The organism is Methylobacterium marchantiae (assembly GCF_042679825.1).
GTDB classification, from domain to species: domain Bacteria; phylum Pseudomonadota; class Alphaproteobacteria; order Rhizobiales; family Beijerinckiaceae; genus Methylobacterium; species Methylobacterium marchantiae.
The window spans coordinates 122,540-147,769 of record NZ_JBHTND010000005.1; the positions used below are offsets into that span (position 1 = coordinate 122,540).

27 protein-coding genes are annotated in these 25,230 nt (G+C 67.4%); 19 read left to right on the forward strand and 8 right to left on the reverse strand.

Annotated features, from left to right (window positions below; translation table 11 throughout):
• Positions 1–26 precede the first annotated feature (26 nt).
• The 14 genes from rpsN (at position 27) to rplQ (ending at position 9,121) form a co-directional block, all read left to right on the forward strand.
• Positions 27–332, forward strand: coding sequence for a 30S ribosomal protein S14 (gene rpsN, locus ACFQ4G_RS05630; protein WP_019904478.1), 306 nt, complete (start codon positions 27–29; stop codon positions 330–332).
• 12 nt (positions 333–344) lie between these two features.
• A complete protein-coding gene (rpsH, locus tag ACFQ4G_RS05635; RefSeq protein WP_056427374.1) occupies positions 345–740 on the forward strand; it encodes a 30S ribosomal protein S8 in 396 nt (131 codons plus the stop codon).
• A 22-nt stretch (positions 741–762) separates the two neighbouring features.
• The gene (gene rplF / locus ACFQ4G_RS05640) at positions 763–1,296 is read left to right on the forward strand and encodes a 50S ribosomal protein L6 (RefSeq protein WP_238204524.1); all 534 of its coding nucleotides are present in this window, start codon (positions 763–765) and stop codon (positions 1,294–1,296) included.
• A gap of 12 nt (positions 1,297–1,308) precedes the next feature.
• Positions 1,309–1,671, forward strand: coding sequence for a 50S ribosomal protein L18 (rplR, locus tag ACFQ4G_RS05645; RefSeq protein ID WP_238204526.1), 363 nt, complete (start codon positions 1,309–1,311; stop codon positions 1,669–1,671).
• Positions 1,672–1,765: 94 nt separating this feature from the next.
• Entirely contained in the window at positions 1,766–2,353 is a 588-nt protein-coding gene (rpsE, locus tag ACFQ4G_RS05650; protein WP_238204528.1) for a 30S ribosomal protein S5, read from the forward strand.
• Between the two features lie 12 nt (positions 2,354–2,365).
• Positions 2,366–2,557 (forward strand): 50S ribosomal protein L30, encoded by a 192-nt coding sequence (gene rpmD / locus ACFQ4G_RS05655; RefSeq protein WP_238204530.1) that lies wholly within the window; start codon positions 2,366–2,368, stop codon positions 2,555–2,557.
• 11 nt (positions 2,558–2,568) lie between these two features.
• Positions 2,569–3,066, forward strand: a complete 498-nt coding sequence (rplO, locus tag ACFQ4G_RS05660; RefSeq protein ID WP_238204538.1) for a 50S ribosomal protein L15 — start codon at positions 2,569–2,571, stop codon at positions 3,064–3,066.
• 150 nt (positions 3,067–3,216) lie between these two features.
• Positions 3,217–4,554 (forward strand): preprotein translocase subunit SecY, encoded by a 1,338-nt coding sequence (gene secY / locus ACFQ4G_RS05665; RefSeq protein WP_238204540.1) that lies wholly within the window; start codon positions 3,217–3,219, stop codon positions 4,552–4,554.
• A 120-nt stretch (positions 4,555–4,674) separates the two neighbouring features.
• Positions 4,675–5,277: an adenylate kinase gene (locus ACFQ4G_RS05670; RefSeq protein WP_238204542.1), complete on the forward strand. Its 603-nt coding sequence runs from the start codon at positions 4,675–4,677 to the stop codon at positions 5,275–5,277.
• 210 nt (positions 5,278–5,487) lie between these two features.
• A complete protein-coding gene (gene rpsM, locus ACFQ4G_RS05675) occupies positions 5,488–5,856 on the forward strand; it encodes a 30S ribosomal protein S13 (protein ID WP_238204544.1) in 369 nt (122 codons plus the stop codon).
• Positions 5,857–6,025: 169 nt separating this feature from the next.
• On the forward strand, positions 6,026–6,415 hold the full coding sequence (rpsK, locus tag ACFQ4G_RS05680; RefSeq protein WP_238204546.1) for a 30S ribosomal protein S11: 390 nt from the start codon (positions 6,026–6,028) through the stop codon (positions 6,413–6,415).
• A 41-nt stretch (positions 6,416–6,456) separates the two neighbouring features.
• A complete protein-coding gene (locus ACFQ4G_RS05685; protein WP_238204547.1) occupies positions 6,457–7,332 on the forward strand; it encodes an MBL fold metallo-hydrolase in 876 nt (291 codons plus the stop codon).
• Positions 7,333–7,434: 102 nt separating this feature from the next.
• Positions 7,435–8,472 (forward strand): DNA-directed RNA polymerase subunit alpha, encoded by a 1,038-nt coding sequence (locus ACFQ4G_RS05690; protein ID WP_238204689.1) that lies wholly within the window; start codon positions 7,435–7,437, stop codon positions 8,470–8,472.
• A 238-nt stretch (positions 8,473–8,710) separates the two neighbouring features.
• On the forward strand, positions 8,711–9,121 hold the full coding sequence (gene rplQ / locus ACFQ4G_RS05695) for a 50S ribosomal protein L17 (protein ID WP_238204549.1): 411 nt from the start codon (positions 8,711–8,713) through the stop codon (positions 9,119–9,121).
• A gap of 257 nt (positions 9,122–9,378) precedes the next feature.
• On the opposite strand, the gene ACFQ4G_RS05700 is transcribed toward rplQ, so the two are convergent.
• The 8 genes from ACFQ4G_RS05700 to ACFQ4G_RS05735 form a co-directional block, all read right to left on the reverse strand.
• On the reverse strand, positions 9,379–11,244 hold the full coding sequence (locus ACFQ4G_RS05700; RefSeq protein ID WP_238204551.1) for a response regulator: 1,866 nt from the start codon (positions 11,242–11,244) through the stop codon (positions 9,379–9,381).
• A gap of 2 nt (positions 11,245–11,246) precedes the next feature.
• Positions 11,247–12,983, reverse strand: a complete 1,737-nt coding sequence (locus tag ACFQ4G_RS05705) for a response regulator (protein ID WP_238204553.1) — start codon at positions 12,981–12,983, stop codon at positions 11,247–11,249.
• A gap of 8 nt (positions 12,984–12,991) precedes the next feature.
• On the reverse strand, positions 12,992–14,065 hold the full coding sequence (gene cheB, locus ACFQ4G_RS05710; RefSeq protein ID WP_238204691.1) for a chemotaxis-specific protein-glutamate methyltransferase CheB: 1,074 nt from the start codon (positions 14,063–14,065) through the stop codon (positions 12,992–12,994).
• A gap of 65 nt (positions 14,066–14,130) precedes the next feature.
• Complete coding sequence (locus ACFQ4G_RS05715; RefSeq protein WP_238204556.1) at positions 14,131–16,434, reverse strand: hybrid sensor histidine kinase/response regulator; 2,304 nt, start codon at positions 16,432–16,434, stop codon at positions 14,131–14,133.
• 26 nt (positions 16,435–16,460) lie between these two features.
• Positions 16,461–18,131, reverse strand: a complete 1,671-nt coding sequence (locus tag ACFQ4G_RS05720) for a methyl-accepting chemotaxis protein (protein ID WP_238204558.1) — start codon at positions 18,129–18,131, stop codon at positions 16,461–16,463.
• Between the two features lie 54 nt (positions 18,132–18,185).
• The gene (locus ACFQ4G_RS05725) at positions 18,186–18,761 is read right to left on the reverse strand and encodes a chemotaxis protein CheW (protein WP_238204560.1); all 576 of its coding nucleotides are present in this window, start codon (positions 18,759–18,761) and stop codon (positions 18,186–18,188) included.
• Entirely contained in the window at positions 18,758–20,227 is a 1,470-nt protein-coding gene (locus tag ACFQ4G_RS05730) for a CheR family methyltransferase (protein ID WP_238204561.1), read from the reverse strand. Before ACFQ4G_RS05730 ends, ACFQ4G_RS05725 begins: the two co-directional genes overlap by 4 nt.
• 8 nt (positions 20,228–20,235) lie before the next feature.
• The gene (locus ACFQ4G_RS05735) at positions 20,236–20,736 is read right to left on the reverse strand and encodes a chemotaxis protein CheW (RefSeq protein WP_379039883.1); all 501 of its coding nucleotides are present in this window, start codon (positions 20,734–20,736) and stop codon (positions 20,236–20,238) included.
• A 734-nt stretch (positions 20,737–21,470) separates the two neighbouring features.
• On the opposite strand from ACFQ4G_RS05735, the gene ACFQ4G_RS05740 reads away from it, so the two are divergent.
• The 5 genes from ACFQ4G_RS05740 to ACFQ4G_RS05760 all read left to right on the forward strand — a co-directional run bounded on the left by ACFQ4G_RS05740 (position 21,471) and on the right by ACFQ4G_RS05760 (position 25,159).
• The gene (locus ACFQ4G_RS05740) at positions 21,471–23,246 is read left to right on the forward strand and encodes an acetolactate synthase 3 large subunit (protein WP_238204573.1); all 1,776 of its coding nucleotides are present in this window, start codon (positions 21,471–21,473) and stop codon (positions 23,244–23,246) included.
• A 25-nt stretch (positions 23,247–23,271) separates the two neighbouring features.
• Positions 23,272–23,814 (forward strand): acetolactate synthase small subunit, encoded by a 543-nt coding sequence (gene ilvN / locus ACFQ4G_RS05745; RefSeq protein WP_238204582.1) that lies wholly within the window; start codon positions 23,272–23,274, stop codon positions 23,812–23,814.
• A gap of 127 nt (positions 23,815–23,941) precedes the next feature.
• Entirely contained in the window at positions 23,942–24,169 is a 228-nt protein-coding gene (locus ACFQ4G_RS05750) for a MazF family transcriptional regulator (RefSeq protein ID WP_238204583.1), read from the forward strand.
• Positions 24,156–24,524: a type II toxin-antitoxin system PemK/MazF family toxin gene (locus tag ACFQ4G_RS05755; protein ID WP_238204585.1), complete on the forward strand. Its 369-nt coding sequence runs from the start codon at positions 24,156–24,158 to the stop codon at positions 24,522–24,524. Before ACFQ4G_RS05750 ends, ACFQ4G_RS05755 begins: the two co-directional genes overlap by 14 nt.
• Positions 24,521–25,159, forward strand: a complete 639-nt coding sequence (locus ACFQ4G_RS05760; protein WP_238204587.1) for a glutathione S-transferase family protein — start codon at positions 24,521–24,523, stop codon at positions 25,157–25,159. Before ACFQ4G_RS05755 ends, ACFQ4G_RS05760 begins: the two co-directional genes overlap by 4 nt.
• Positions 25,160–25,230: the final 71 nt, after the last annotated feature.

Sequence of the window (25,230 nt, forward strand, 5' to 3'; positions counted from 1 at the left end):
CTTAGACGCGGACACCGGAGAGAGACATGGCAAAGAAAAGCTCAGTCGAGAAGAATAATCACCGCAAGGAGTTGGTGAAGCGGTTCGCCGCCAAGCGTAAGGCCCTCCTTGCTACCGCCAACAACGAATCCCTCGAGATGGAGGAGCGCTTCGAGGCGCGCCTCAAGCTCGCGGAACTGCCCCGCAACTCGTCTGCGACCCGTATCCGCAATCGTTGCGGCATCACGGGACGTCCCCGCGCCTTCTACCGCAAGATGGGCATCTCGCGCGTGGCGCTTCGGGAACTTGGCAACCGGGGTCTCATCCCCGGCCTGGTCAAGTCGAGCTGGTAAGGAGCAGGCACCATGGTCAACGATCCCGTGGGTGATATGCTCACCCGCATCCGCAACGGTCAGATGCGCCGCCGCAACGTCGTTCAGACGCCTGGCTCGCGTCTCCGTGCAAGCGTTCTCGACGTCCTCAAGGCCGAGGGCTACATCCGCGATTACGCCACGACCGATTTCGGCAACGGCCGCACCGAGTTCTCGATCGAGCTGAAATACTACGACGGCCAGCCCGTCATCCGCTCGATCCAGCGCGTCTCGAAGCCCGGCCGCCGCGTCTACTCGGCCGTGAGCGAACTTCCCCGCGTCGCCGATGGCCTCGGCGTCACCATCGTGTCCACCCCGCAGGGCGTTATGGCCGACCACGAGGCGCGTGAGCGCAACGTCGGCGGCGAAGTGCTCTGCAAGGTGTTCTGATCTCGGACTTGGAGGAAAGGCAATGTCTCGCGTAGGCAAGAAGCCCGTTCCCGTCCCGTCCGGCGTGACGGCCACGGTGACCGGTCAGACGGTGAAGATGAAGGGCTCCAAGGGAGAGCTCCAGTACGTCGTTCCCAACGTGGTCGACGTGAAGTTCGAGGACGGTGCCGTCTCGGTACAGCCCAGGAACCAGACCAAGGAGGCCCGCTCGCTGTGGGGCACCTCCCGGGCCCAGGTGGCGAACCTCGTCGAGGGCGTCTCCAAGGGGTTCGAGAAGAAGCTCGAGATCACCGGCGTCGGCTATCGTGCCGCCATGGCCGGCAAGGCCCTCAAGCTCTCGCTCGGCTACAGCCACGACATCGAGTACGCGATCCCGGTCGGGATCACGATCGCGGTGCCCAAGCCCACCGAAATCGTCATCTCTGGTATCGACCGGCAGGTGGTCGGCCAGGTGGCAGCCGAGATCCGCGACTATCGCGGTCCCGAGCCCTACAAGGGCAAGGGCGTGAAGTACGCGGGCGAGTTCATCTTCCGCAAGGAAGGCAAGAAGAAGTAAGGGCCGGCCATCATGTCACGCAAAATCGATGCACTCGACCGCCGCAAGGCGCGTGTGCGCCGCGCGCTGCGGGCGGCGGCGAATGGACGGCCCCGGCTTTCGGTGTTCCGTTCCTCCAAGCAGATCTACGTCCAGGTCATCGACGACGCAGCGGGCAAGACCCTCGCTGCCGCCTCGACCCTCGACAAGGACCTGCGTTCGGGCCTGAAGACCGGCGCCGATGCGGCCGCTGCGGCCGCCGTCGGCAAGCTCGTCGCCGAGCGCGCCAAGGCCGCCGGAGTCACCAAGGTGATCTTCGACCGCTCGGGCTACATCTACCACGGGCGCGTCAAGGCGCTCGCCGATGCCGCCCGTGAGGGTGGCCTCGAGTTCTAAGACCAGGCGGGGAGGGACGGCGTCTGCCGTCCCTCGGACAAGCTATCAAGCGAGCGGGCTCCGCCGCCCGCGTCAGTGAGACAGGATTTCAGATATGGCACGTGAACGGGAAGGCGGTGGCCGCGGCCGCCGCGACGAGCGCGAGGAGCGCGACAGCGAATTCGTGGACAAGCTGGTCCACATCAACCGTGTCGCCAAGGTGGTGAAGGGCGGCCGTCGCTTCGGCTTTGCTGCCCTCGTCGTCGTCGGCGACCAGAAGGGCCGCGTCGGCTTCGGCCATGGTAAGGCGCGCGAAGTGCCGGAAGCCATCCGCAAGGCGACGGAAGCCGCCAAGCGTGGTCTCGTCCGCGTAGCGCTCCGCGAGGGCCGCACCCTCCACCACGACGTCTACGGCCGTCACGGTGCCGGCAAGGTCATCCTCCGCGCTGCGCCCCAGGGTACTGGCATCATCGCCGGCGGCCCGATGCGCGCCGTCTTCGAGACGCTCGGCATGCAGGACGTGGTGGCCAAGAGCCTCGGCTCTTCGAACCCCTACAACCTCGTGCGCGCGACCTTCGAGGCGCTGAAGAACGAGGACAGCCCGCGCTCGGTCGCTGCCCGCCGCGGCCTCAAGGTCTCGGCCCTGCAGAGCCGTCGTCGCGACGCTGATCCGTCCGACACGTCCGAAGCCGCAGTCGCGTAAGGGGAGGGTGCAATGGCAACGAAGACTCTCCGCATCGAGCAGATCGGTTCGCCGATTCGCCGTGAGGGCGACCAGCGCGCGACGCTGATCGGCCTCAAGCTGAACAAGCTGCACCGGGTCTCCACGCTGGAGGATACTCCCTCCGTCCGTGGCATGATCCGCAAGGTGCATCACCTCGTGCGCGTCCTCGACGACGCGGCCTGAGGGAGGGCATCATGAAACTGAACGAACTCCACGACAATCCAGGCGCAACCAAGAACCGGATGCGCGTCGGCCGAGGCATCGGCTCCGGCAAGGGCAAGACCGCTGGTCGCGGCGTCAAGGGTCAGAAGGCCCGTACCGGCGTCTCAATCAAGGGCTTCGAGGGCGGCCAGATGCCGCTTCACCGTCGTTTGCCCAAGCGCGGCTTCAACAACCTGTATTCGACGGACCTGAACGAGGTGAATCTCGGCCGCGTCCAGCAGGCTGTCGATGCCGGTCGTCTCGACGCCGCGGCCGTCGTCACGGTCGAGACCCTCGTTACCGCCGGTGTCATCGCCCGTCCCCGCGACGGCGTGAAGCTGCTCGGCGTCGGCGAACTGACCGCGAAGCTGTCCTTCGAGGTCACCCGCGCGTCGAAATCGGCCGTCGAAGCCGTCGAGAAGCTCGGCGGCACGGTCAGTGTCGCCTACGGCGCCGGCGTTTCCACCCGCGGCAAGTCCGCCGAGGCATAAGTCTTCCGACGCCGCTGTTGCGTAGCGTCGGGGCAGACTTTAAGTCGAAGCTCTGAGCGGCGGCCCGTGCGACCTGCGCGCGGCCGCCGTTTCAGTTTTTTCCGGGGGTGCTTCGGCCCTCCATCTGGATCGATCTCAGGAACCGGTGCCATGGCCTCAGCCGCCGAGCAGCTTGCCGCGAACCTCAATTTCGGGGCCATCGCCAAGGCCGACGAGCTCAAGAAGCGCATCTGGTTCACGCTGGGTGCGCTCGTCGTGTTCCGGCTCGGTACCTACATCCCGATTCCCGGCATCGACCCCGAACAATTCGCGCGGAACTTCCAGCAGCAGGCCGGCGGCGTACTCGGCCTGTTCAACATGTTCTCCGGCGGTGCCGTCGAGCGCATGGCGATCTTCGCGCTCAACATCATGCCGTACATCTCGGCCTCGATCATCATCCAGCTCCTGACCTCGGTGATCCCGAGCCTCGAATCCCTCAAGAAGGAAGGCGAGTCGGGCCGGAAGGTCATCAACCAGTACACCCGATATCTCACCGTGGTGCTGGCCCTCGTGCAGAGCTGGGGCATCGCCTTTGGCCTCCAGAGTTCGAGCGCCGCGATCGACCCTGGCCCGTTCTTCATCCTGTCGACGGTCATCACGCTCACCGGCGGCACCCTGTTCCTGATGTGGATCGGCGAGCAGATCACCTCGCGCGGCATCGGAAACGGGTCGTCGCTGATCATCTTCGCCGGCATCGTCGCCCATCTGCCGACCGCCATCGTCGGCGCGCTCGAACTGAGCCGGACCGGCGCGCTCTCCGCCGCCGTCATCCTCGGCGTCGGCATCGCCGCCATCGGCCTCGTCTACTTCATCGTCTTCATGGAGCGGGCCCAGCGCCGGCTGCTGATCAACTATCCCAAGCGCCAGGTCGGCAACCGCATGTACGAGGGCCAGACCTCGTTCCTGCCGCTGAAGCTCAACACCGCCGGCGTGATCCCGCCGATCTTCGCCTCGTCGCTGCTGCTGCTGCCCGCCACCGTGGCGAGCTTCTCGGCCAATAACGGTGGCACCGGCGTGCTCGCGACGATCACCACCTATCTGGGCCACGGGCGGCCGCTCTACATGGTGCTCTATGCGGCCCTGATCATCTTCTTCGCGTTCTTCTATACCGCGGTCGTGTTCAATCCGCAGGAGACCGCCGACAACCTGAAGAAGCAGGGTGGCTTCATCCCCGGCATCCGGCCAGGTGAGCGCACGGCGGCGTTCATCGACAAGGTCCTGACCCGGATCACGCTCATCGGCGCGCTGTATTTGACTTTTGTCTGCCTTGTGCCGGAGATCCTCGCCTCGTACGCCTCGGCGAGCCTCGGATTCGGCGGCACGTCCCTGCTCATCGTCGTCTCGGTGACGATGGACACGGTGGCGCAGGTCCACGGGCACCTGATGGCGCACCAGTATGAGGGCCTCGTCAAGAAGGCCAAGCTGCGCGGCGCCACGCGGCGTCGCTGACGACGCGCCGACACCAACCGAACGAGCAGGGCGATGTCGGGGAGAAGCATCGTCTCCACCGCGCCCTGAACGCCCGACCCTCAACGCCTGAAGCGGCCACCGGACGAGGACAACGACGCTATGCGGATCATTCTGCTCGGACCACCTGGAGCCGGTAAGGGAACCCAGTCGGCCCGGATCGTCGAGCGGTTCGGAATACCGCAGCTGTCGACGGGCGACATGCTCCGCGCCGCTGTGGCCGCCGGTACGCCGGTAGGCCTGGAGGCGAAGTCGATCATGGAGAGCGGCGGGCTGGTGCCCGATTCGGTCGTGGTCGGGATCGTCGCCGATCGGATCGAGGAGCCCGATGCCCGTGGCGGCTTCATCCTCGATGGCTTCCCCCGCACGGTGGAGCAGGCTGCGGCTCTCGACAGGATGCTGGCCGACAAGAACCTCTCGCTCGATACGGTCATCGAGTTCGCCGTGAACGAGGAGATCCTCGTGGACCGCATCGCCAAGCGCGCGGCCGAGACGGCGGCCCGCGGCGAGCCGGTCCGCAAGGACGACACGCCCGAAGTGTTCAAGACCCGCCTCGCTGCGTTCCGCGCTCAGACCGCTCCGCTCTCCGCCTATTATTCGAGCCTCGGGATGCTGAAGACCATCGATGGGATGAATCCCGTCGACGAGGTCACCAACGAGCTGATGGGCGCGCTCGAACCGTTCGCGAGCGCGCCCGCCTCCTGAAGCCGCCGTCCGGCTTGGGTTGACATCACCGGCGGCTCGCGCTAGCAGGCCGTCATTCGTCCATGCGTGATGGGTCTGGAGCGCCTCGGTTCAAGGGGCGCTGCGGGCCGATTTGTCGTTATGGGCGGCGCGCAAGGGCCGGCCTCCACCGGACGCGCGTGACACAGCAGGGCCGGACCGACGCGTCCGAGCGCCCGATGGAGAGTGACCTTGGCCCGTATCGCAGGCGTAAACATCCCGACCAACAAGCGCGTCGTCATCGCGCTCCAGTACATCCACGGCATTGGCTCGAAGAAGGCCGAAGAGATCATCGGCAAGGTCGGCATTCCCGCCGAGCGCCGCGTGAACCAGCTCACCGATGCCGAGGTGCTGTCGATCCGCGAGACGATCGATCGCGATTACATCGTCGAGGGCGATCTGCGCCGCGAAGTGTCGATGAACATCAAGCGCCTGATGGATCTGGGCTGCTACCGGGGCCTGCGTCATCGCCGCAATCTTCCCGTCCGCGGCCAGCGCACGCATACCAACGCACGCACCCGCAAGGGCAAGTCCAAGCCGATCGCCGGCAAGAAGAAGTAAGTTTCTGTCTTCGGGAGGCCGTGTTTCGCTCGGTCTCCTGACTTCGCTCCGGATGTCCTGATCAGGGGTTCGGTTTGAAGGCGCCCCGTCCGCGGACGGGCCGCAAATTTCCAGAGAAATCCCGAGCGCCTGGAATGACGGGCGCGCCTGAAGGACGAGACGAAAGACAATGGCCAAGGAAGCAACCCGCGTTCGCCGTCGCGAACGCAAGAACATCGTGTCGGGCGTCGCCCATGTGAACGCCTCGTTCAACAACACGATGATCACCATTACCGATGCCCAGGGCAACACCATCTCGTGGTCGTCGGCCGGCGCCATGGGATTCAAGGGTTCCCGCAAATCGACCCCTTATGCCGCCCAGGTGGCTGCGGAAGACGCGGCGCGGAAGGCCTCCGAGCACGGCATGCGTACCCTCGAAGTCGAGGTCTCCGGCCCCGGTTCGGGCCGTGAATCGGCGCTCCGGGCACTCCAGGCAGCAGGTTTCACCGTGACCTCGATCCGCGATGTCACCTCGATCCCGCATAACGGCTGCCGCCCGCGCAAGCGTCGTCGCGTCTGAGTCTGGTCATCCATCGGCCTGTGTCGAATGCGGAGAAGCGTGTGTCCGATGCCGTGAAGGCGCTCCCCGGCGTGCTGCGCTGGAGCCTTGGCGATCTGACCGTCACCGTTCTGAATGACGGTTACCTTCAAGGCTCCCTCGATCTCGTCACCGGGATCGAGGCGGGCGAGGCCGGCTCGCTTCAGGCGGCCGGCTTTCGTGCGCTGGCCCCTCGGATCACGCTGAACGCCTACCTAATCGAGGCGCCCGGCGCGAAACCGATCCTGATCGATTCGGGAATGGGCCATTTCGGCGGCGATACCCTCGGCCGCGTACCCGTCGCGCTCGCGGCGACGGGTGTGAAGCCGGAGGATATCGGGACGGTGCTGCTCACGCATCTCCATCCCGACCATGCCGGCGGGCTGATCCATGACGACGGGTCGGCCGCCTACCCGAATGCGGAACTCGTTCTCCATGAGGCCGAGACCACCTATTGGCTGGCGGACGACGCGGTATCTCGGGCTCCGGAAGGGGCCCGTCCGTATTTCGTGAACGCGCAGAAGGCGGTCGCTCCCTATTCCGGTCGGGTTCGGAGCATGACCGTCGGTGAGGTTCTGCCGGGCATCACGGCGGTTCCGTTGCCGGGACATACGCCGGGGCATACCGGCTTCCGCATCGTATCGGGCTCCGCATCGCTCCTGATGTGGGCGGACATCGTCCATCTGCCGGCGATCCAGTTCAAGCGCCCGGAGGCCACGATGGTCTTCGACGTCGACGCGGATCAGGCGAGGGCGGTGCGCAAGCGCATGCTGGACGAGGTGTCCGCCGAACGGACCTTCGTGACCGGAGGCCATCTGGAATTCCCGGCGCTCGGCTACGTTGCACGGGACAATGGGGCCTACAGCTTCGTCCCGGAGCTCTGGGTCGCGGCTAACTAACCGCCCGCGGCCATCGCGGGCATATGATTTTCGAGGTCGATCCACGCAAGGCGATGCGGGGAGCGGGCTCAAGGACCAGCCACTGCAGTGGCTCGTGTCAGAATTGCGAGAGGTAGGACCGTGGTCATACAGAAGAACTGGCAAGAGCTCATCAAGCCGAACAAGCTCCAGGTCTCGACCGGGCACGACCCCAAGCGGGTCGCCACCGTCGTCGCCGAGCCTCTCGAGCGCGGCTTCGGCACCACCCTCGGCAACTCCCTGCGTCGGGTTCTCCTCTCGTCGCTCCAGGGCGCGGCCGTCACCTCGGTGCAGATCGACGGCGTGCTGCACGAGTTCTCGTCGATCCCCGGCGTGCGCGAGGACGTGACCGACATCGTCCTCAACATCAAGACCATCGCCATCCGTTCGCAGACGGAGGCGCCCAAGCGCCTCACCCTGCGCAAGACCGGACCGGGTACCGTGACTGCCGGCGACATTGCCGCCGTCGGCGACATCCAGATCCTCAATCCCGAACTCGTCATCTGCACCCTCGATGACGGCGCCGAGATCCGGATGGAATTCACGGTCGCCACCGGCAAGGGCTACGTCCCAGCCGAGCGCAACCGTCCCGAGGACGCCCCCATCGGCCTGATCCCGGTGGACGCCCTGTTCTCGCCCGTCACCAAGGTGTCCTACCGCATCGAGACCACCCGCGAGGGCCAGGATCTCGACAAGGACAAGCTGACGATGACGATCGAGACCAACGGCGCCGTGTCGCCGGAAGATGCCCTGGCCTATGCTGCGCGCATCATCCAAGACCAGCTCCAGGTGTTCGTGAACTTCGAGGAGCCCCGCAAGGAAGAGGCGCAGCCGCTCGCCCCGCAGCTTCCCTTCAACCCGGCCCTGCTCAAGAAGGTCGACGAGCTCGAACTGTCGGTCCGTTCGGCGAACTGCCTGAAGAACGACAACATCGTCTATATCGGCGACCTCATCCAGAAGTCCGAGGGCGAGATGCTTCGCACCCCGAATTTCGGCCGCAAGTCGCTCAACGAGATCAAGGAAGTCCTCGCGGCGATGGGTCTCCATCTCGGCATGGACATCCCCGGCTGGCCGCCGGAGAACATCGAAGACCTCGCCAAGCGCTTCGAAGAGCATTACTAGCCGATCGGACGTCCATTCTGGGGCTGCGCAGCAGAGCCCGGAATACAGAAACGCCCGGGGTGCCGACTGGATCGGAACCTGAGTGTCTGGATCCCGGACTCGCCGTCGGCGCCCCGGGATGACAGGGCGATAGATATCCCGCCGCGGGGTCATGCGGAATCAACAGCCCCGATGAACAGGTCATCCGGGCGCTTGGCCGTACCGTGGCACGGCGGCCATCAGACAAGGAAAAGCCATCATGCGTCATGGATTTCGCGGTCGCCGTTTCAACCGCACCACCGAGCACCGCAAGGCGATGTTCGCCAACATGTCCGCCGCGCTGATCAAGCACGAGCAGATCATCACCACCCTGCCGAAGGCCAAGGACCTGCGTCCGGTCATCGAGAAGCTGATCACGCTCGGCAAGACCGACAGCCTGCATGCACGTCGCCTCGCCATGTCGCAGATCCGCGACGAGGCCATGGTCCGCAAGCTCTTCGCTGTGCTCGGCCCGCGCTACAATGCCCGTCCGGGCGGCTATTGCCGCATCATGAAGGCCGGCTTCCGTTACGGGGACAATGCTCCCCTCGCGGTGATCGAATTCGTCGATCGCGACGTCGATGCCCGCGGCCAGGATTCGGGCCCCTCGCAGGTCGCCGACGCCGCGTGAGCTTCGGTTTCCGGTAACCAACGGTGATGAAGGCGGCCGAGAGGTCGCCTTTTTTCATGGTCGCTTCCGAGAGTGGGAGAGCCCGGCGCCTCCGCTTCGCGGATATCGCCGGTGAAGCGGAAGGTCCCCGGACCGAGCGACGTCCGTCGCCCCTATGGGCGGCCCGACGGATGCGGATGCCTCGCGGCCTTCCGTGTCGAGGATTGGGTAGCGTTTCATCGTCGTGGCGGTCGGCCCTAGGGTGCCGACCGCCGGGTTCACGCGGCAGGCGCGAGCATCTCCGACACCAATGCCGCAAGATCGGCGGAGTCGAACGGCTTGCGCAGGACCGGCAGGTCGTCGGGGATCGGGATCGCCTCGGCATGGCCGGTGACGATGAGGATCGGCACGCCCGACCAGCGGCGCCGGACGATCTCCGCAAGTTCGACCCCGGTCATGCCGGGCATGGCGAGATCGGCCACGATGAGATCGAAGGACGAGCCCTCCATCATGGCGAGTGCCGCCGCGCCGTCGGCCGCTTCCGTCTCGGAATAGCCGAAGGTGTTGAGAAACGACGCGGTGACGTGGCGGACCTCGGCGTCGTCGTCGACCACGAGGATGCGCGCCGGACTGGCCGCGCCGGTGGTCATGCCGGCAGGAAGCGGTGCCTTCTCCTCGGCCGCATCGGCACGGGGGAGAAACAGGTCGACGCGGGTGCCCTTGCCCACTTCGCTCTCGATACGAAGCTTGCCCTGCGATTGCTGAGCGAGGCCGAACACCATGGCGAGACCGAGACCGGTGCCCTGACCCACGGACTTCGTGGTGAAGAACGGCTCGCAGACGCGTGCCAGGATTTCGGGCGGGATCCCCATGCCGGAATCGGCGATCGAGACGGTGACGTAATCGCCAGACGGCAGGTCGGGATCGTCGGCGACCGTCACCGTGCCGGTGGAGACGAGGATCGTACCGCCCTCGGGCATGGCATCGCGAGCGTTGATGCAGAGATTGAGGATCGCCAGTTCGAGCTGGTCCGGGTCGACGAGGGCCGCCGGATCGGCCGCGACGAGATCGGTGGCGATGGTCACCAGCCCGCCTAGGCTGCCGCCGAGCAGCGCGTCCATTCCGGCGACGAGGGCATTCACGTCGACGGAGCGGGGACGCAGGTCGCGTGCACGACTGAAGCTGAGGAGGCGCTTCGTGAGGGACGCCCCGCGCTGCGCCGCCTGGGCCGCGTTGGTGACGAGACGCTGGACCCGTGGCTGATCCACGATCTTGGGGCCGACGAGTTCGAGGCTCCCGAGGATCGCGGTGAGGAGGTTGTTGAAATCGTGGGCGATGCCGCCGGCCAGGGTGCCGAGCGCCTGCATCTTGTCGGATTGGCGCAGGCGCGCCTCGAGATTCTTCTGTTCGGTGACGTCGCGCTCGATGGTGGCGAGGTGGGTGATGATCCCCGCCGCACCTCGAATGGGCACGCGGGTGACGTGGCTCCACCGCTCCGCCCCGATCGGACCTTCCGCCGTCACCGTCTCGGAAATGACCCCGCTGGCGATGGCGGCGCGGTCGGCGATCCGCGCAGGACTCTCGACCTTCGGCCCGCCCTCGATCTCCTCCCTCGTCCGCCCGAGGCACTCGGCGACGGTATGGCCGAGCCGTCCGGCCTTGCGCGCGTTGAGGCGCACGAAGCGACCCTCGACATCCTTGAAGGCGATGGCGTCCTCGGCATTGTCGAGAAGCCCGAGCAGAAGAGCGCGTTCGGTGGCGAGATCGCGGGCGAGACTGTGGCGCTCGAAGGCCTGGCGCACGGTGGAGCGCAGCAGGACCGGGTCCCAGGGCTTGGTGACGTAGCCGGTGATGCCGCCGCGGTTGAGCGCGGCGATGACGGCGCTCATATCGGCATAGCCGGTGAGCAGGATCGCCTGCGCTTCGTGAAAAGCCCTCGCCTCGGCCAGCATGGCGTCGCCGGTCATGCCGGGCATCCGCTGATCGGACAGGATCACAGCGATGTCCGGGGTCGCTCTGAGGATGTCGAGCGCCTCGGACGGCTTCGTACTGGTGACGATCGTGTATTCGTCCTCGAACAGATCTTCGAGGGCGATCAGGATGTCGGGCTCGTCATCGACGGCGAGGATCGTGCCTTTGACCATATCTACGCCGCCTGCCGCGGAATACCGATCACGAAACAGGCTCCACCCCCTGCGGCCGTCTCTACGCTGAGCGAGCCGCTATGCGCTTGAACCACGCTGTACGCAATCGCGAGACCGAGGCCCGTGCCCGATCCGACGGGTTTCGTGGTGAAGAACGGCTCGAATATCCTCTCCCGCAACGCTTCGGGGATACCCGGTCCGGTATCGCTGATCCGGATTACATCGGTCTCGGGCAGGCTCTGCGTGACGATGGCGATCGTGCCGGATTCCGGCATGGCGTCGGCCGCATTGCCGAGGATGTTCATCACGACCTGATTGAGAAGGGCGGGGGTGCAGTGAATCTCGGGCCGGCCCGAGAAATCGCGTTCGACCGCGATACGCGTCCCGAGCTTGTGCTGAAGCAGAGCGAGGACGGTCTCGATCGATTCGGGCACGTTGACGAGAGTACGCTCGCCCTCGTCGAGGCGCGAGAACTTGCGCAGGTTCAAGACCAGATCCTGGATGCGGGTGAGACCCATCCGCATGGAGCCGACGCGGTCGCGAGCCTTGGTGAGGGCGCGCTGCGACCCGGGCTCCTCCTCCGACGCGACGATCTCTCCGAGCAACCGCTCCACCGTGCCCTGATGCGCGAGGATGAAGGCGAGCGGGTTGTTGATCTCGTGGGCGATGCCGGCCACGAGCTCGCCGAGCGAGGCCATCTTGGCCGCCTGGACCAGCTTCGCCTGCGCGTCGGTGAGCTTACGGTTGGCGGTGGCGAGATCCTCGTTCGCCTGTTCGAGGGCGCCGGCCAGGGCGGCCCGCGCCTCGGCCGCCTCCGCCTCGGCGCGGGCCCGTTCGAGAGCGCGCTCACGGGCACCGAACTCGCCGGCGATGCGACGATCGTCTTCTTCGAGGAGTTTGCGCCGGATCAGACCTCTGACACGGATGACGAGCACTTCGCCGTCGGCCTTCGAGACGACGTCGTCGGCCCCTGCCGCGAAGGCCTCCACCAGGAAGTCCTTGGCCGGGGTGCTTCCACCGATGCCGACGAGGTGAAAGGTCGGTGCGCCGGCCTCCCGCGCCTCGATCCCCGCCGCCCGGCGTCGGTCGACGGCCCTGCACAGGGCGAGACCGTCATAGGCGGGGCCGAGGAGGTCGATGGTCACGCAATCGAAGGCGGCATCGGCCTCGTCCAGGGCAGCGAGGGCCGCGTCGTAGGTGGCGGCGGTGCGGACCTCATGCCCTTCATGCGCCAGGAGGCCGGCGAGGAAGGTGCGATAGGTGGCGCTCCCATCGACAACGAGGACGCGTCCGCGCCGGAAGGCGGAGACGCCGAGTCCGTCGCCGGGCGCATTGCCGCCCTGGCGCTCACGCAGGAGCGCGCGGATGCGCAGGATCAGGATGTCCCGATCGGCGGATTTCGCCACGTAGGCGTCCGCACCGCTCTCGAGCCCCTGGCGTTCGCCGTCGCGGGCGCCTGTCAGCATCAACAGGGGCAGCGCGCGGGTGCGCAGCGACAGGCGGAGCTGCCGGGTGAACTCGTCGCCGTTCATGCCGGGAAGGTGATGATCGGCCACCACGAGGTCGGGCAGGCGGGTGTTGAGATGGTCGAGGGCCATTTCCGCCGTGGGGCAGCGCTCCACCGCGAAGCCGTGCCCCTCCAGCAGCAGGCGCAATTCCAGCGCCTGCGTCTCGGAATCCTCCACGAGCAGGATGCGCGGCCGGGCTGCGTCGCTGTCGGGACCTCCCGTCCCGCTCATGTGCCCGCTCATATGTAGGTATCCGCCGCCGCGAGGCCGGGCAGGGCGAGGCGGACGAGATGAGGCGCGACCCGGTCGAGCGGGAGAATGGCGGTGGCCGCCGAGAGCCGGATCGCGGCGGCCGGCATCCCGAACACCACGGCGGTGCTCTCGTGCTCGGCCACGGTCTGTGCGCCGGCCCGGCGCATGTCCAAAAGGCCCGTCGCGCCGTCTTCGCCCATGCCGGTGAGAAGCGCGCCGACGCCGCGCGCGCCGGCATGGCGCGCCACCGAGGAGAACATCACCGTCGCCGCCGGGCGCTGGCCGCCAACCGGCGCCGCATCCGAGAGACGCAGGTTTCCGCCCGGCGCCCATTCGAGATGACGATCGCCCGGTGCCACGTAGACATGTCCGGGCTCGGCCCGCTCGCCATCGGCGGCGAGTTTCACCGGCAGGGACACGACGCCGTTCAGCCAGGAGGCGAAGCCCTCCATGAAGGCCGCACCCATATGCTGGACCACGAGAACGGGGAGGGGGAAGCCGTCGGGAAGCCCGCCTATGACCCGGGCGAGGGCGGGGGGGCCGCCGGTGGAGGCGGCGATCGCGAGCACGCTGGCGGCATCCGAGGGGGGCTGCGGTGCGGCGAGGCTCGATGCCGAGACGTTCGACGCCCGGCGCCCGGCCCATTCCGAACCGATCGGCCGCCGCCGTATCACCGGCACCTCGGCCATGATCCGCAGCTGCGTGCAGATCTCGGCGGACACGGCATCGTAGCCGGCATTCGTCGTCGCCACCGGCTTCTCCACCACGGAGAGCGCTCCGGCGCGCAGCGCGTTCATGGAGATGCGCAGGGAGGAATCCTCCACCGAATCGGCGATGACGACGATCGGCGTCGGCCGCTCGGCCATGATCCGCCGTGTCGTCTCGAGTCCGTCGATCCCGGGCAGGCGGATGTCCATCGAGATCACATCGGGGCGGACATTCGGAAGGGCTGCCAGGGCCTCTTCGCCGGAGGCAACGGCCGCCACCACTTCGAGACGCGGATCGCGGCCGACGATGTGGCGGAGCAACTCGCGGACCACCAGCGAATCTTCCACCAGCATCACGCGCAAGCGCGTCGCTTGCTTCGCTGCCGGAAGGATGTCGGCGGGGCTCGGTTCGGTGTCACTCACAACAATTGCCCGATCGTGTCGAGAAGCTGGCGCTGGTCGAACGTCTGTTTCGTCAGATAAGCATCGGCACCGAGACCGAGCCCCCGTGCGACATCGTCCGCATCTCCCCGCGAGGTCATCAGAATCAGGGGAAGGCGGGCGAAGGCCTCGTCCGTCCGCAGGGCCTGCAGCAGACCGAACCCGTCGAGACGCGGCATTTCCACATCGGCGACGACGAGATCGACGCGCTCGATGCCGGCGCGCAGGCGGTCGAGGGCGTCCTGCCCGTCGACACAGACGACGACGCGATAGCCCGCCGCCTCCAGGATGCCCTTCTCCAAGGTCCGCGTGGTGATGGAATCGTCGACGACGAGGATTGTCGAACGTCGCGGGGCCGCAGCTGTTCCAGCGCTTTCGCTGCGCGGCTCGGGTGCGACATGGCTCGTTTCCCCGGCCCGTGCTGCGAGCCCGTCGGGATCGAGAACCAGGATGGGGATATCGCTGCCGAGCACGACGGTGCCGGAGATCAGGCGCGGGTCCGCGCCGAAGGGCGGCGCCGGCAGGACGAGGAGGTTGCGAACATCGCGGAGCGCATCGATCCGGATGGCCCATGCGCGCCCGCCCGCCCGCATCAGGACCGCCGTCACCGGACGGGTATCGTCCCGGCGGCTCTCATCGCCCGATACACCGATCAGGTTCGCCAGATCGACCAGGGGAAGGGAGAGGTCTTCTCCACCCTCCCTCGGCAGGCGCGCCACGCTCCGCCCCATGGCCGTACCGAGACGCGACGGGTCGAGGCGCAGCAGGCGCTTCACGCTGGCGCTCGGCAGGGCGAAGGTCGACGTGCCGACATCGACCAGCAGCATCGTCCTTCGCGCGGCCGAGAGCGGCAGGTGCATGATCAGCGACGTGCCGGCCGGAACCCTGGGTTCCAGTCGGACGCTGCCGCCGAGGCGCCGGACCGTGTCGGCGACGACCGAGAGGCCGATGCCCCGTCCAGACAGGGTATCGATGGCGGACGCCGTCGAGAAGCCGGGCTCGAACACCACGGCGAGCAGAGCGTCCGGATCGCCGTCGGCGGTGCCGATCAGGCCGCGGGCCCGCGCCGTCGCCTCGATGGCCCGCAGGTCCGGCCCGCGTCCATCGTCATGGATGCCGATGACGAGACGGCCGCCGCGCACCGCGACGTCGAGGGTGATCGAAAGAGCCGGCGGCTTGTCCTGGCGCTGGCGCTGCTCGGGCGTTTCGGCACCGTGGCTCAAGGCGTTGCGCAGGGCATGAAGGACCGGGTCCTTCAGGGATTGAAGCATGGCGCGGTCGACGGGAAGGTCGAGGCCGCGCGCCACGACGTCGATCTCGCGGCCGGCCTCGCGGGCCATGTCGCGCAATGCACGCGGGAACGCACCGAACACCGTCTCCGCCGGCACCAGGGCCAGGCGCTCGGCTTCCCGTCCGATCCGGGCCGAGGCGGCATCGGCCGCGGCGATGGCGCCGGTACGGGTCTGGGCCAGCAGAGCAGCGTCTCGCGACAGAGCGAGGAGCGCCGTCTCGAAGCCGCGCAGCTCCGCCTTCATGGCATCGAGGGCGGACGTCTCCTCCTCCCCGTCGGGGCGCCGAGGCCGGATCGATCCGGGGCGGTCCTTACCCGCGCGAAGGGTCTCCGCCCGACGACCGAGGGCCGCCGCGTCTCGCCGGAGCCTCGCGAGACCCTCCGCCATCACCGATTCCGCACCGAGCGCACTCGTGAGCTCGTGCGAGGCGCGTGTCAGCGCCTCCACGGCATCGGCCGGCACGCGCAACAGCGATCCCGACTCCGCAATCATTTCGCCTTGGCTCGGCGGCGACTTGGGCTGAGACGACCTTGCGGACATTCCGTCCGCCGGGGGCTGGGGCCGCAACGGCGTGGCTTCGACGGGAGAGACGGGGACATCGGCCGGAGGCCGGGAGGGGCCGGCAAGGCAGCGGTCCAGGGCGGCGAGGGCATCGGGCGGCATCGGCGGGTCGGCCTCGCCCTTCAAGGCCGCCACATGAGCCTCGATCCGGTCGAGAGCGAGGTCGACCGCCCCCGTCGCCTCGCGATCGAGGGCGGCGTCACCGGCGACGATTCGCTCGAAGAGGGTCTCGAGCCGATGCGCCACCGCCTCGACCTTCGGCAGGTCGACGGCCCGCGAGGCACCCTTGAGGCTGTGAGCCCGGCGGAACACGTCGTTCCAGTCGGGCGGCACGTCCTCGGCGACACCGGCCAAGGCCGCGCGGATCGCGTCGATATGCTCGCGATGCTCGACCTCGAAGGCCGCGAGGAGCTGCTGGCGGATGTCCATGTCTCGGCTGCTCGGTCAGGCTCCCGTCAATGTCGGTATCGATCGGCGAGGGTGAGGAGCGCCTGGGCGAGTTCCGTGAGATTGGCCGAGGCCGCCTCGACCTCGCGCGTTCCGGCGGCGGTCTGCTGGCTCGCCTGCCGGATGTTCTGGAGGGCACCCATCACCTGCTCGATCCCGAGCTGCTGCTGGTTGGTGGAGGCGACGATCTGCTGGAAGGTCTGGACGCTCTCCTCCACCTTGGCGGTGATCTCCTCGATGGTCCGCTGGGTCGTGTCCGAGCGGGCCTTCCCGGTACCGGTACGCTTCACCGCCTCCTCGGTGAGCATGACCGAGGTGTTGATGCCCCGCTGGATCTCCGAGAGGATGGTGCGCACCTGAGCGGTCGCCGCCTTGGCCTGATCGGCGAGCAGCTTCATCTCCGAGGCGACGACGGCGAAGCTCCGGCCGCTCTCGCCCGCCGCCGCCGCCTCGATCGCCGCGTTGAGGGCCAGGAGGTGGGTACGCTCCGAGATGTCGTTGACGGTGGTGATGATCTCGCCGATCGCCTGGGTCTTCTCGCTGAGCGATACGATGTTGCCGGCGACCGCCTCGGCCTGCTCGCGGATGGAATCCATGGCCTTGGCCGTATCGGCCACGGCCCGCAGGCCCGCCCGCGAAATCTGAGCGGTGGATTGAGCGGTGGCGATGACCTCGCTGGCGCGCTTGCCGATCTGCGCGCCCGAATGGGTGATCTCGTCCACCGTGGCGGCGGTCTCCTGCACGGCCGCGAACTGCTCCTCGACGCTGGCGGCCTGCTCCTGGGCGGAGGCGCGGATCTCGGCGGCAGCGGCATTGAGATCGGCGGTGGCGGCACGGTTGGTGCGCGCGAGGTCGGCGAGGCCGGAGACCATCGCGTTCAGGGTCGCCGCGAGGCGGCCGATCTCGTCGCCGCCGGTCCGCGGAAGGGTCCGCGTCAGGTCGCCCGAGCCCACCTGCTCGGCGAAGGCCATGACCTCTTCGAGGGGTTTGACCACACCACGGCGGATGAGGCTCGTGACGATCATGCTCAGGAGTACGCAGAGACCGACGATCAGCACGATGGAGAGGAGGCTGCGCTCGTAGATGTCGGTGGAGCGACGCTGGCCCGCATCGATCCCCTGGTCGAGCACGTCGCGGGTGCGGTCGAGATCACGCAGGAACTCGTCCTGGAGGCGGTTGAGATCGTCGTTGCGGGCTTCCACCCCATCGACGTCCTTGGCCGAGATGGCAGCGAGCTGCACGTCGCTGGCGGTGCGCAACTTCCGGAAATCGGCGGCGCCCGAGGTGGCGGATTCGCCGAGCCTCTTCCAGATCGCGGCGCGCTCGGGCGACGGGGCCGTGGCAGAATAGCCATCGGCGGTGCGGATGATGTCGACGAGGATCGCCTCGGATTCGGACGCCACCCGGCGCCAGATGTCGATGATCGCGGCGATCTCGGCATCGGGGCGGTTGCGCATCAGCGCGGCGACGACCCCGTTGCGGCGAAGATTGCCGAGATCGCGCGACTTGTTGCCGAGATCATCGAGCTTGCGCGCGATGGTCAGGTCGCGCGTGACGATCATCGTGGTGTTGTCACGAACCGCCCCGATCTGGCCGAGCGCGTAGACGCCCAGCCCCACCATCACCAGGGTGACGGTGACGAAGCCGAGAAGTATCCGTTTTCCGATCGAGATCGACACTCTGGGCGACGCTCCGAAACCGCTCGACGACGAAGGCTCGTGAGAGCCTGGCCGTCAGCTTTGAGGCAGGTATCGCCGCAGGAGACGCGGCAGATCGATCACGACGAAGCCGGCGTCACCGCCCTCGAGGGCGGCCTCCTGGCCGGCACCCGGTGCATAGCCCGAAACCGCATCCGCACCCAAGCCGCCGAGATGCTGCGCGTCGGCAACGAGCGCGCCGTCCACATCCTCGACGGCCAGGACCCGGTCGACGGCGAGGGCCAAGGACGCGATGCCGCCGCGAAGGACGAGGATATGCCCCGTGGAATCGACGGCGCCCGGCGGCATCGGTCGCCCGAGAGCCCCGGCGAGACTGAGAACGCTGACGACACGGCCGGAAAGGGCGATGAGGCCGAGAAACTCCGGCGGTGCTCCGGGCACAGGCGTGCAGGCGCGAGCCGGCACCACCTGAGCGACGGCCGTCAGCGGCAGACCGTAGCGGTCCGCCCCGGAAAGACAGACGAGGAACGGCGTCCTCGAGACGGAATCGGTGCCCTTCGTTCCGCGGCGGGCCAGGGCGGCGGTGCGCTCGGCGAGGAGGGCGGATATCCGTGGCTCGACCTCGGCGGATCCGGCGGGCGGTTCGATCACGATGCGGAGTTCCTCATGCGCATGCGGGCGATATCGGCGCTTTCCACCAGTTGCCCGGCGGTCAGGCCGTCGCCTTCGGCGACGCGGGCATCCGTCGGCTGGGCGCGGCCGAAATGGATGGCGTTGTCGAGGGCCCGGTCGGCCTCCGCCTGCCGGCCGAGGGCCCCGAGCAGCAGGCCGAGCTGGTAATGCGCCATCACGAAGGTCCGGTCGAGATAGAGCGCTCCGCGCAAGGCCCGCTCGGCTTCGGCCTCACGTCCCAGTCCGTAGGCGAGGAGCCCGTCGTAGTAGTGCAGCCGGGCGTCCGTGGGCGTCGCGAGAAGCGCCCCGCGCACCAGGCGCCAGCCTTCGGCGATCCGGCCGGAATCCGCCATGGCACGCACGGCATCGAGCACCGCTTCGGGGTCCTCGGTCTCGACGGGCTCCGCTGGGGGCAGGGCGCATTCGAAGGGAGCGGGCGGGATCGGCTCGTGGGGAACCGGATCGAGAACCGGAATGGCCCATTCCGGGCCGGGTGAGGGAACCACCGGCTGCGCGGGCGACGCTTCGGCAAGGACCTCGGCACACCGAGGGCGGTAGGCCACGGTACCCGGCAGGTTCATCGCCCGCAGGATGCCGGAAAAGGCCGGGTTCGGCTCGGCATGGCCGATGAGCAGCCAGCCGTCCGGCGTCAACCGGCGACCGAGGCCACGCACGATGCCGAGGACGGAATCGGCCTGGAAATAGATCAGGACGTTGCGGCAGAGAATGAGGTCGAACTCGGTGAAGTGCGGAGGCGCCGTCCCGTCGAGGAGGCTCATCAGGTTGCCCTGCTCGAACCGGACCATCCTGCGGAATTCCGGGCGCAGGGTAAAACTGCCCTCGCGCGCGACACCGGGCACGGCGGGACCGAGGACGAAGTAGCGGGCGTGCTCCTCGGGCGGCAGGGTCCGCAGGGCCCAGCGGCCGAACACGGCCGCCCGCGCCGTCGCCAGGGCTTCGGTGCTGATGTCCGTGCCGGTGATGGCGATCCGCCATTGCGGCAGGGCGTCGCCGAGCAATTCGTGGAGCAGGATGGCGATGGAATAGGGCTCGGCCCCGGTCGAACAGCCCGCGCTCCAGATCCGCAGGGACTTCACCTCGGATCGCGCCGCGATGAGGCCGGGCAGGATGGTGCCGCGCAGGGCGGCGAACTGCTCGGCGTAGCGGAAGAAGAACGTCTCCCCGATGGTGATCTCGGCCTCAAGCGCGGCCCATTCCGAGGAGCCGGTCGCTTCCGCGTCCAGATGGGCGAGATAGGCGGCCGAATCCGCTAGACGGCAGGCCTTGAAGCGCTTGCGCAGCCGATCGAACAGCAGGTCGTCCTTGTCGGCATAATAGTGGTGCCCGGTGCGGGCGATCACCTTCGCCTTCAGAGCGGCAAAGGCGGGATCGCGATCGGGGCCGACCTTCGCCGGACGTGGCCTCGGCCCGGGAGATCCGCTCATGGGGTCACTCACGGGTCCGTCGTCGCGTCGAGGGCCGCCAGTCGCTCGGAAGCCGTGCGGGTGAGAGCGGCGAGACGCGCGCGTTCCTCCTCGCTGAGGAGTCGGGACGGGCTCAGCACGTGGACGATGCTCCGTTCCCGCTCGAATTCGGCCTCCACGCAGCCATTGAGCGTGCTGTCCCGCTCCACTGGGCGGATATCGGAATCGGGGACGACCACGAGATCCTCGGCCCGATCGACCAGGAAAGCGGTGGAGCGCCGCGCGTCGAGAACGAGGTGCCGGTTCACGGCGTGGGGATCGGGGGCCGTACTCGTCAATCCGAGGAGTCTGGCGAGGTCGATCACCGGCAGCGCTGTACCACCGAGGTTGAGGAAGCCGGCGAGGAAGCCTCCCGCCGTAGGCCGCTGGTGCAGCCGGGGCAGAGGCAGCACCTCGCTCACGCAGGTCCGGTTCAGGGCGCAGGCGGCACCCGCCACGTCGAGGATCAGAAAGGCCGTTGTCGCGGTCAGGGCATCGGTCCCGGCAGGCGGAGGAGGGCAGCATCGTCAGATAGGACGACGCTGCAAAGCGGCGCAAATGGATTCGGGTTCCCCGTATGGACGAGTTGCGGCGTCCTGCAGCGTCACGGCGTCCGCGGGTCCCGCCGACGGTCAGGTCTCGACCGGTCGGAGGACGGCCTGCAGGCTGCCCCCGGCGTCAGGCACGGCGCAGGCATGTGCGGTTCCGGCCGGCACTCTTGGCGCGGTCGAGCGCCCCATCGACGCGCCGGCAGATGTCGTCCGGCGTGGGAGAGTCGGCTCCGGCGGGCACGGCACTGGCGACGTGGTGTGCCGCTGGCTCGTTCCAAGCCTCCGCCGAAAGCCCGACCGCCGACGCCCATGAGACTCGGCCCGGGACCTTAGGCGTGTGAACGCTAACGGACAGGATGCACGAGCCTGGATCTCGCCCCGATGCGACCGGCACCGTTCTGCGGCACTATCTTGCGTCGGATGACGTTGACCGCCCCACCTCTTATCTCTAAACAACCCGACACGAGTTCCGATTCGCCTCTTCGGCGAAGGAAAAGGTTTCGATATCTCCATGCGAGTCATCCTTATCGTAACGGAAGCGCCACTGACCGGGCGGCCCTGATACAGGGGCCGCGATCCGGATGGTGGCGCTTGCAGGGTCCTTCGGGGCCCTTTTTTGTTGCCGCGACGAGACGTTTGACGCTGGGTTCAACCGGGTTTTGAGGAGCAGGACGATGAGCGGCGAGGTCATGACCGGGGCCGAAATGGTCATCCGGGCGTTCCGGGATCAGGGTGTCGATACGCTGTTCGGGTATCCGGGCGGCGCGGTGCTGCCGATCTACGATGCCCTCTTCCATCAGGAAGAATTGAAGCACGTCCTCGTCCGCCACGAGCAGGGCGCGGTCCATGCGGCCGAGGGCTATGCCCGCTCGTCGGGCAAGGTCGGCTGCGTCCTCGTCACCTCCGGCCCCGGCGCCACCAACATCGTCACCGGGTTGACCGATGCGATGCTGGATTCCATCCCGCTCGTCTGCATCACCGGCCAGGTCCCGACGCATCTCATTGGCACCGACGCGTTCCAGGAATGCGACACGGTCGGCATCACGCGCCACTGCACGAAGCACAATTACCTGGTCAAATCGATCGACGACCTGCCGCGCATCCTGCACGAGGCCTTCTTCGTCGCCTCGAACGGACGACCGGGCCCCGTCGTCGTCGATCTGCCGAAGGACATCCAGTTCGCGAGCGGGATCTACGAACGCCCCACCCGGAACGGCCACAAGACCTACCGCCCCGCCTTCAAGGGCGATGCGCAGGCGATCCGATCCGCCGTGGAGCTGATGGCGAATGCCCGCCGTCCGATCTTCTACACCGGCGGCGGCGTCATCAATTCCGGCCCGCACGCCTCGGCACTGCTGCGGCAATTGGCTGAAGTGACCGGCTTCCCGGTCACCTCGACGCTGATGGGTCTCGGCGCCTTCCCGGCCTCTAACCCGCAGTTCCTCGGCATGCTCGGCATGCACGGGACCTACGAGGCCAACCTCGCCATGCACGAATGCGACGTGATGATCTGCGTCGGCGCACGCTTCGACGACCGCATCACCGGCCGTCTCGACGCGTTCTCGCCGTTCTCGAAGAAGATCCACATCGACGTCGACGCCTCCTCGATCAACAAGGTAGTGAAGGTCGATGTCGGCATCGTCGGCGATTGCGGCTCGGTGCTGGAAGACATGCTGGCGGCCTGGAAATCCCTGCCGAAGCAGCCCGACACGGGCCGGTTCGACGAGTGGATGGCCAAGATCCGCACCTGGAAGGCGCGCGACTGCCTCGCCTACTGGCCGTCTGGCACGATCATCAAGCCGCAATACGCGGTGCAGCGGCTCTACGAGGCCTGCAAGGGCCGCGAGACCTACGTCACCACCGAGGTCGGCCAGCACCAGATGTGGGCGGCGCAGTACTTCAAGTTCGACGAGCCGAACCGCTGGATGAGCTCCGGCGGCCTCGGCACCATGGGCTACGGCCTGCCCGCGGCCATCGGTACGCAGCTCGCCCATCCCGACGGGCTCGTCATCGACATCGCCGGCGAAGCCTCGATCCTGATGAACATCCAGGAGATGTCGACGGCCGTGCAGTATCGCCTGCCGGTCAAGATCTTCATCCTGAACAACGAGTATATGGGCATGGTGCGCCAGTGGCAGGAGTTGCTGCACGGGTCGCGCTACTCGCAGAGCTATTCCGAGAGCCTGCCGGACTTCGTCAAGCTGGCAGAGGCCTACGGCGCCAAGGGCATGCGTTGCGACAAGCCCGGCGAACTCGACGGGGCGATCGCCGAGATGCTGGCCCATGACGGCCCGGTCATCTTCGATTGCATCGTGGACAAGACCGAGAACTGCTTCCCGATGATCCCGTCGGGCAAGGCGCATAACGAGATGCTGCTCTCCGACTATCTCGGCGAGACCGGAATGGACCTCGGCGACGTGATCTCCGAGGAAGGCAAGATGCTGGTCTGACCGGCGGCACGGAGGAGACAGGTCCATGAACGCCATGAACACACACTACCCCGATGCCGGCAGGGTCGAGCCCATCAACCGGCACACGCTCGCGGTCATCGTCGACAACGAGCCGGGCGTCCTCGCGCGAATCGCGGGGATGTTCTCGGGGCGCGGCTACAATATCGAGAGCCTGACGGTGTCGGAGACCGAGGTGGCGCGCCACATCTCGCGCATCACCATCGTCACCACCGGCACCGATGCGGTGATCCAGCAGATCAAGGCGCAGCTCGACCGGCTCGTGCCGGTCCACCGCGTCGTCGACCTGACCCTCCAGGGCCGTTCCCTGGAGCGGGAGCTCTGCCTCGTGAAGGTGGCCGGCACCGGCGAACACCGCACCGAGTCGCTCACCCTGGCCGCTGCCTTCGGCGCCAAGACCCTCGACGCCACCCTCAACTCCTTCGTCTTCGAGGTGACCGGCACCACCGAGGAGATCGACCGCTTCATCAGCCTGATGACGGTGATCGGCCTCGTGGAGATCTCCCGCACGGGGATCGCCGCCATGGGCCGCGGGTCGGAGGCGATGTGAAGCTTTTTCGCGGGATCACGCTATGATTGGAGGTCTGAGACGGAGGCGGGCGATGGAAGCGAAGCTGGAGCGAGAGGGACCGGGCTATACGGTTCGATTGTCGGCCGATGACGTCCGGACCCTCGGCTTGGCGGAAGGTCAGATCGTCGAAGTGCTTCCGAAACTCCTCGCGTCGCGGGAAGCAGGAGACGCAGCGTCCAGCCCGGCGCGTCGCTTCGTGAATGGCTTTCCGGTCTTCACGATGGCGGAGATGATTGCGGAAGCGCAGCGTCTCGGTCCCGACTTCGAACCTGCGACGGTCGATTGGGGGCCTGACGTCGGCTCCGAGATCATCAATGACGATGATCCGTACTGAGCGGTCCCGCCGTCCGGGCGAAATCCTGCTGGTCGATCTGGAGCCGGTGCGCGGCACCGAGCAGAACGGCCGTCGGCCCGCTCTCGTCATCTCAAACGACCAGATGCATCTGCTGGCCCCAAGAGTGATCGTCTGCCCGATCACCCGCAACCTCAATCCGTGGCCGACGAAGGTCCTGCTGCCGCCGGGCCTGCCGGTTGATGGGGCAGTCCTGGTCGATCAGGTCCGCTCGATCGACTGGGATACGCGCATCCTTCGCTCCCTCGGTTTTGTCCCAGACGTCATCCTCGCCGAGGTTCGCAGCAGACTCGCGACACTGATCGGCATGACCCCGAACGGTTCCCCGTCTCCATGACAACCCTCTACTACGCCCCCGGCGCCTGCTCGCTCGCCTCTCACATCGCCCTGGAAGAAACCGGCGCGACCTACGAGACCGTTCGGCTCGACCTCGCCAAGGGCGACCAGCGCGCACCCGACTACCTCGCCCTCAACGAGCGCGGCCGCGTGCCGGCTTTGGTCGAGGAGGATTGGGTCCTCACGGAGAACACCGCGATCCTGCGCCACGTCGCACGGCTCCATCCGGAGGCCGGGCTGTGGCCCGAGGCGCCGCGCCAGCAGGCACAGGCCGAGGAATGGCTCGCCTGGATGGCGACCGGCCACCACATCGCCTACGCGCATGTCCGCCGACCCGAGCGCTACACCACCGACGAGGAGGCTTTCCCCGCCATCCGCGCCAAGGGGGCGGATACCTGCGGCGACCTCTTCACCATGACCGACGTGCGGCTCTCGAATGGCGGCTGGGCGCTCGGCGAGCGCTACAGCGTCGTCGACCCCTACCTGCTGCTGTTCTGGACCTGGGGCCGTAGCCCGGCCCTCGGGTTCGACATGGCGGAGCGATTTCCGCACTGGACAGCTCATGCCCGCGCCATGGCGGAGCGCCCCGCGGTAAAGACCGTCTTCGCCCGCGAGGGCCTTCAGCTCCCGGCCTGAATCGCCGACGAGGCAATTGCCCCTTTCGTCAAGGGGATCACCCCGCTAAAAGCCGGCCATCGCACGGCCGC

Coding starts and splice junctions, on each gene's coding strand:
- rpsN (WP_019904478.1), top strand. CDS start 27: ATGGCAAAGAAAAGCTCAGTCGAGAAGAATAATCACCGCAAGGAGTTG.
- rpsH (WP_056427374.1), top strand. CDS start 345: ATGGTCAACGATCCCGTGGGTGATATGCTCACCCGCATCCGCAACGGT.
- rplF (WP_238204524.1), top strand. CDS start 763: ATGTCTCGCGTAGGCAAGAAGCCCGTTCCCGTCCCGTCCGGCGTGACG.
- rplR (WP_238204526.1), top strand. CDS start 1,309: ATGTCACGCAAAATCGATGCACTCGACCGCCGCAAGGCGCGTGTGCGC.
- rpsE (WP_238204528.1), top strand. CDS start 1,766: ATGGCACGTGAACGGGAAGGCGGTGGCCGCGGCCGCCGCGACGAGCGC.
- rpmD (WP_238204530.1), top strand. CDS start 2,366: ATGGCAACGAAGACTCTCCGCATCGAGCAGATCGGTTCGCCGATTCGC.
- rplO (WP_238204538.1), top strand. CDS start 2,569: ATGAAACTGAACGAACTCCACGACAATCCAGGCGCAACCAAGAACCGG.
- secY (WP_238204540.1), top strand. CDS start 3,217: ATGGCCTCAGCCGCCGAGCAGCTTGCCGCGAACCTCAATTTCGGGGCC.
- ACFQ4G_RS05670 (WP_238204542.1), top strand. CDS start 4,675: ATGCGGATCATTCTGCTCGGACCACCTGGAGCCGGTAAGGGAACCCAG.
- rpsK (WP_238204546.1), top strand. CDS start 6,026: ATGGCCAAGGAAGCAACCCGCGTTCGCCGTCGCGAACGCAAGAACATC.
- rplQ (WP_238204549.1), top strand. CDS start 8,711: ATGCGTCATGGATTTCGCGGTCGCCGTTTCAACCGCACCACCGAGCAC.
- ACFQ4G_RS05700 (WP_238204551.1), bottom strand. CDS start 11,244: ATGGTCAAAGGCACGATCCTCGCCGTCGATGACGAGCCCGACATCCTG.
- ACFQ4G_RS05705 (WP_238204553.1), bottom strand. CDS start 12,983: ATGAGCGGGACGGGAGGTCCCGACAGCGACGCAGCCCGGCCGCGCATC.
- cheB (WP_238204691.1), bottom strand. CDS start 14,065: ATGCTGGTGGAAGATTCGCTGGTGGTCCGCGAGTTGCTCCGCCACATC.
- ACFQ4G_RS05715 (WP_238204556.1), bottom strand. CDS start 16,434: ATGGACATCCGCCAGCAGCTCCTCGCGGCCTTCGAGGTCGAGCATCGC.
- ACFQ4G_RS05730 (WP_238204561.1), bottom strand. CDS start 20,227: ATGAGCGGATCTCCCGGGCCGAGGCCACGTCCGGCGAAGGTCGGCCCC.
- ACFQ4G_RS05740 (WP_238204573.1), top strand. CDS start 21,471: ATGAGCGGCGAGGTCATGACCGGGGCCGAAATGGTCATCCGGGCGTTC.
- ilvN (WP_238204582.1), top strand. CDS start 23,272: ATGAACGCCATGAACACACACTACCCCGATGCCGGCAGGGTCGAGCCC.
- ACFQ4G_RS05755 (WP_238204585.1), top strand. CDS start 24,156: ATGATCCGTACTGAGCGGTCCCGCCGTCCGGGCGAAATCCTGCTGGTC.
- ACFQ4G_RS05760 (WP_238204587.1), top strand. CDS start 24,521: ATGACAACCCTCTACTACGCCCCCGGCGCCTGCTCGCTCGCCTCTCAC.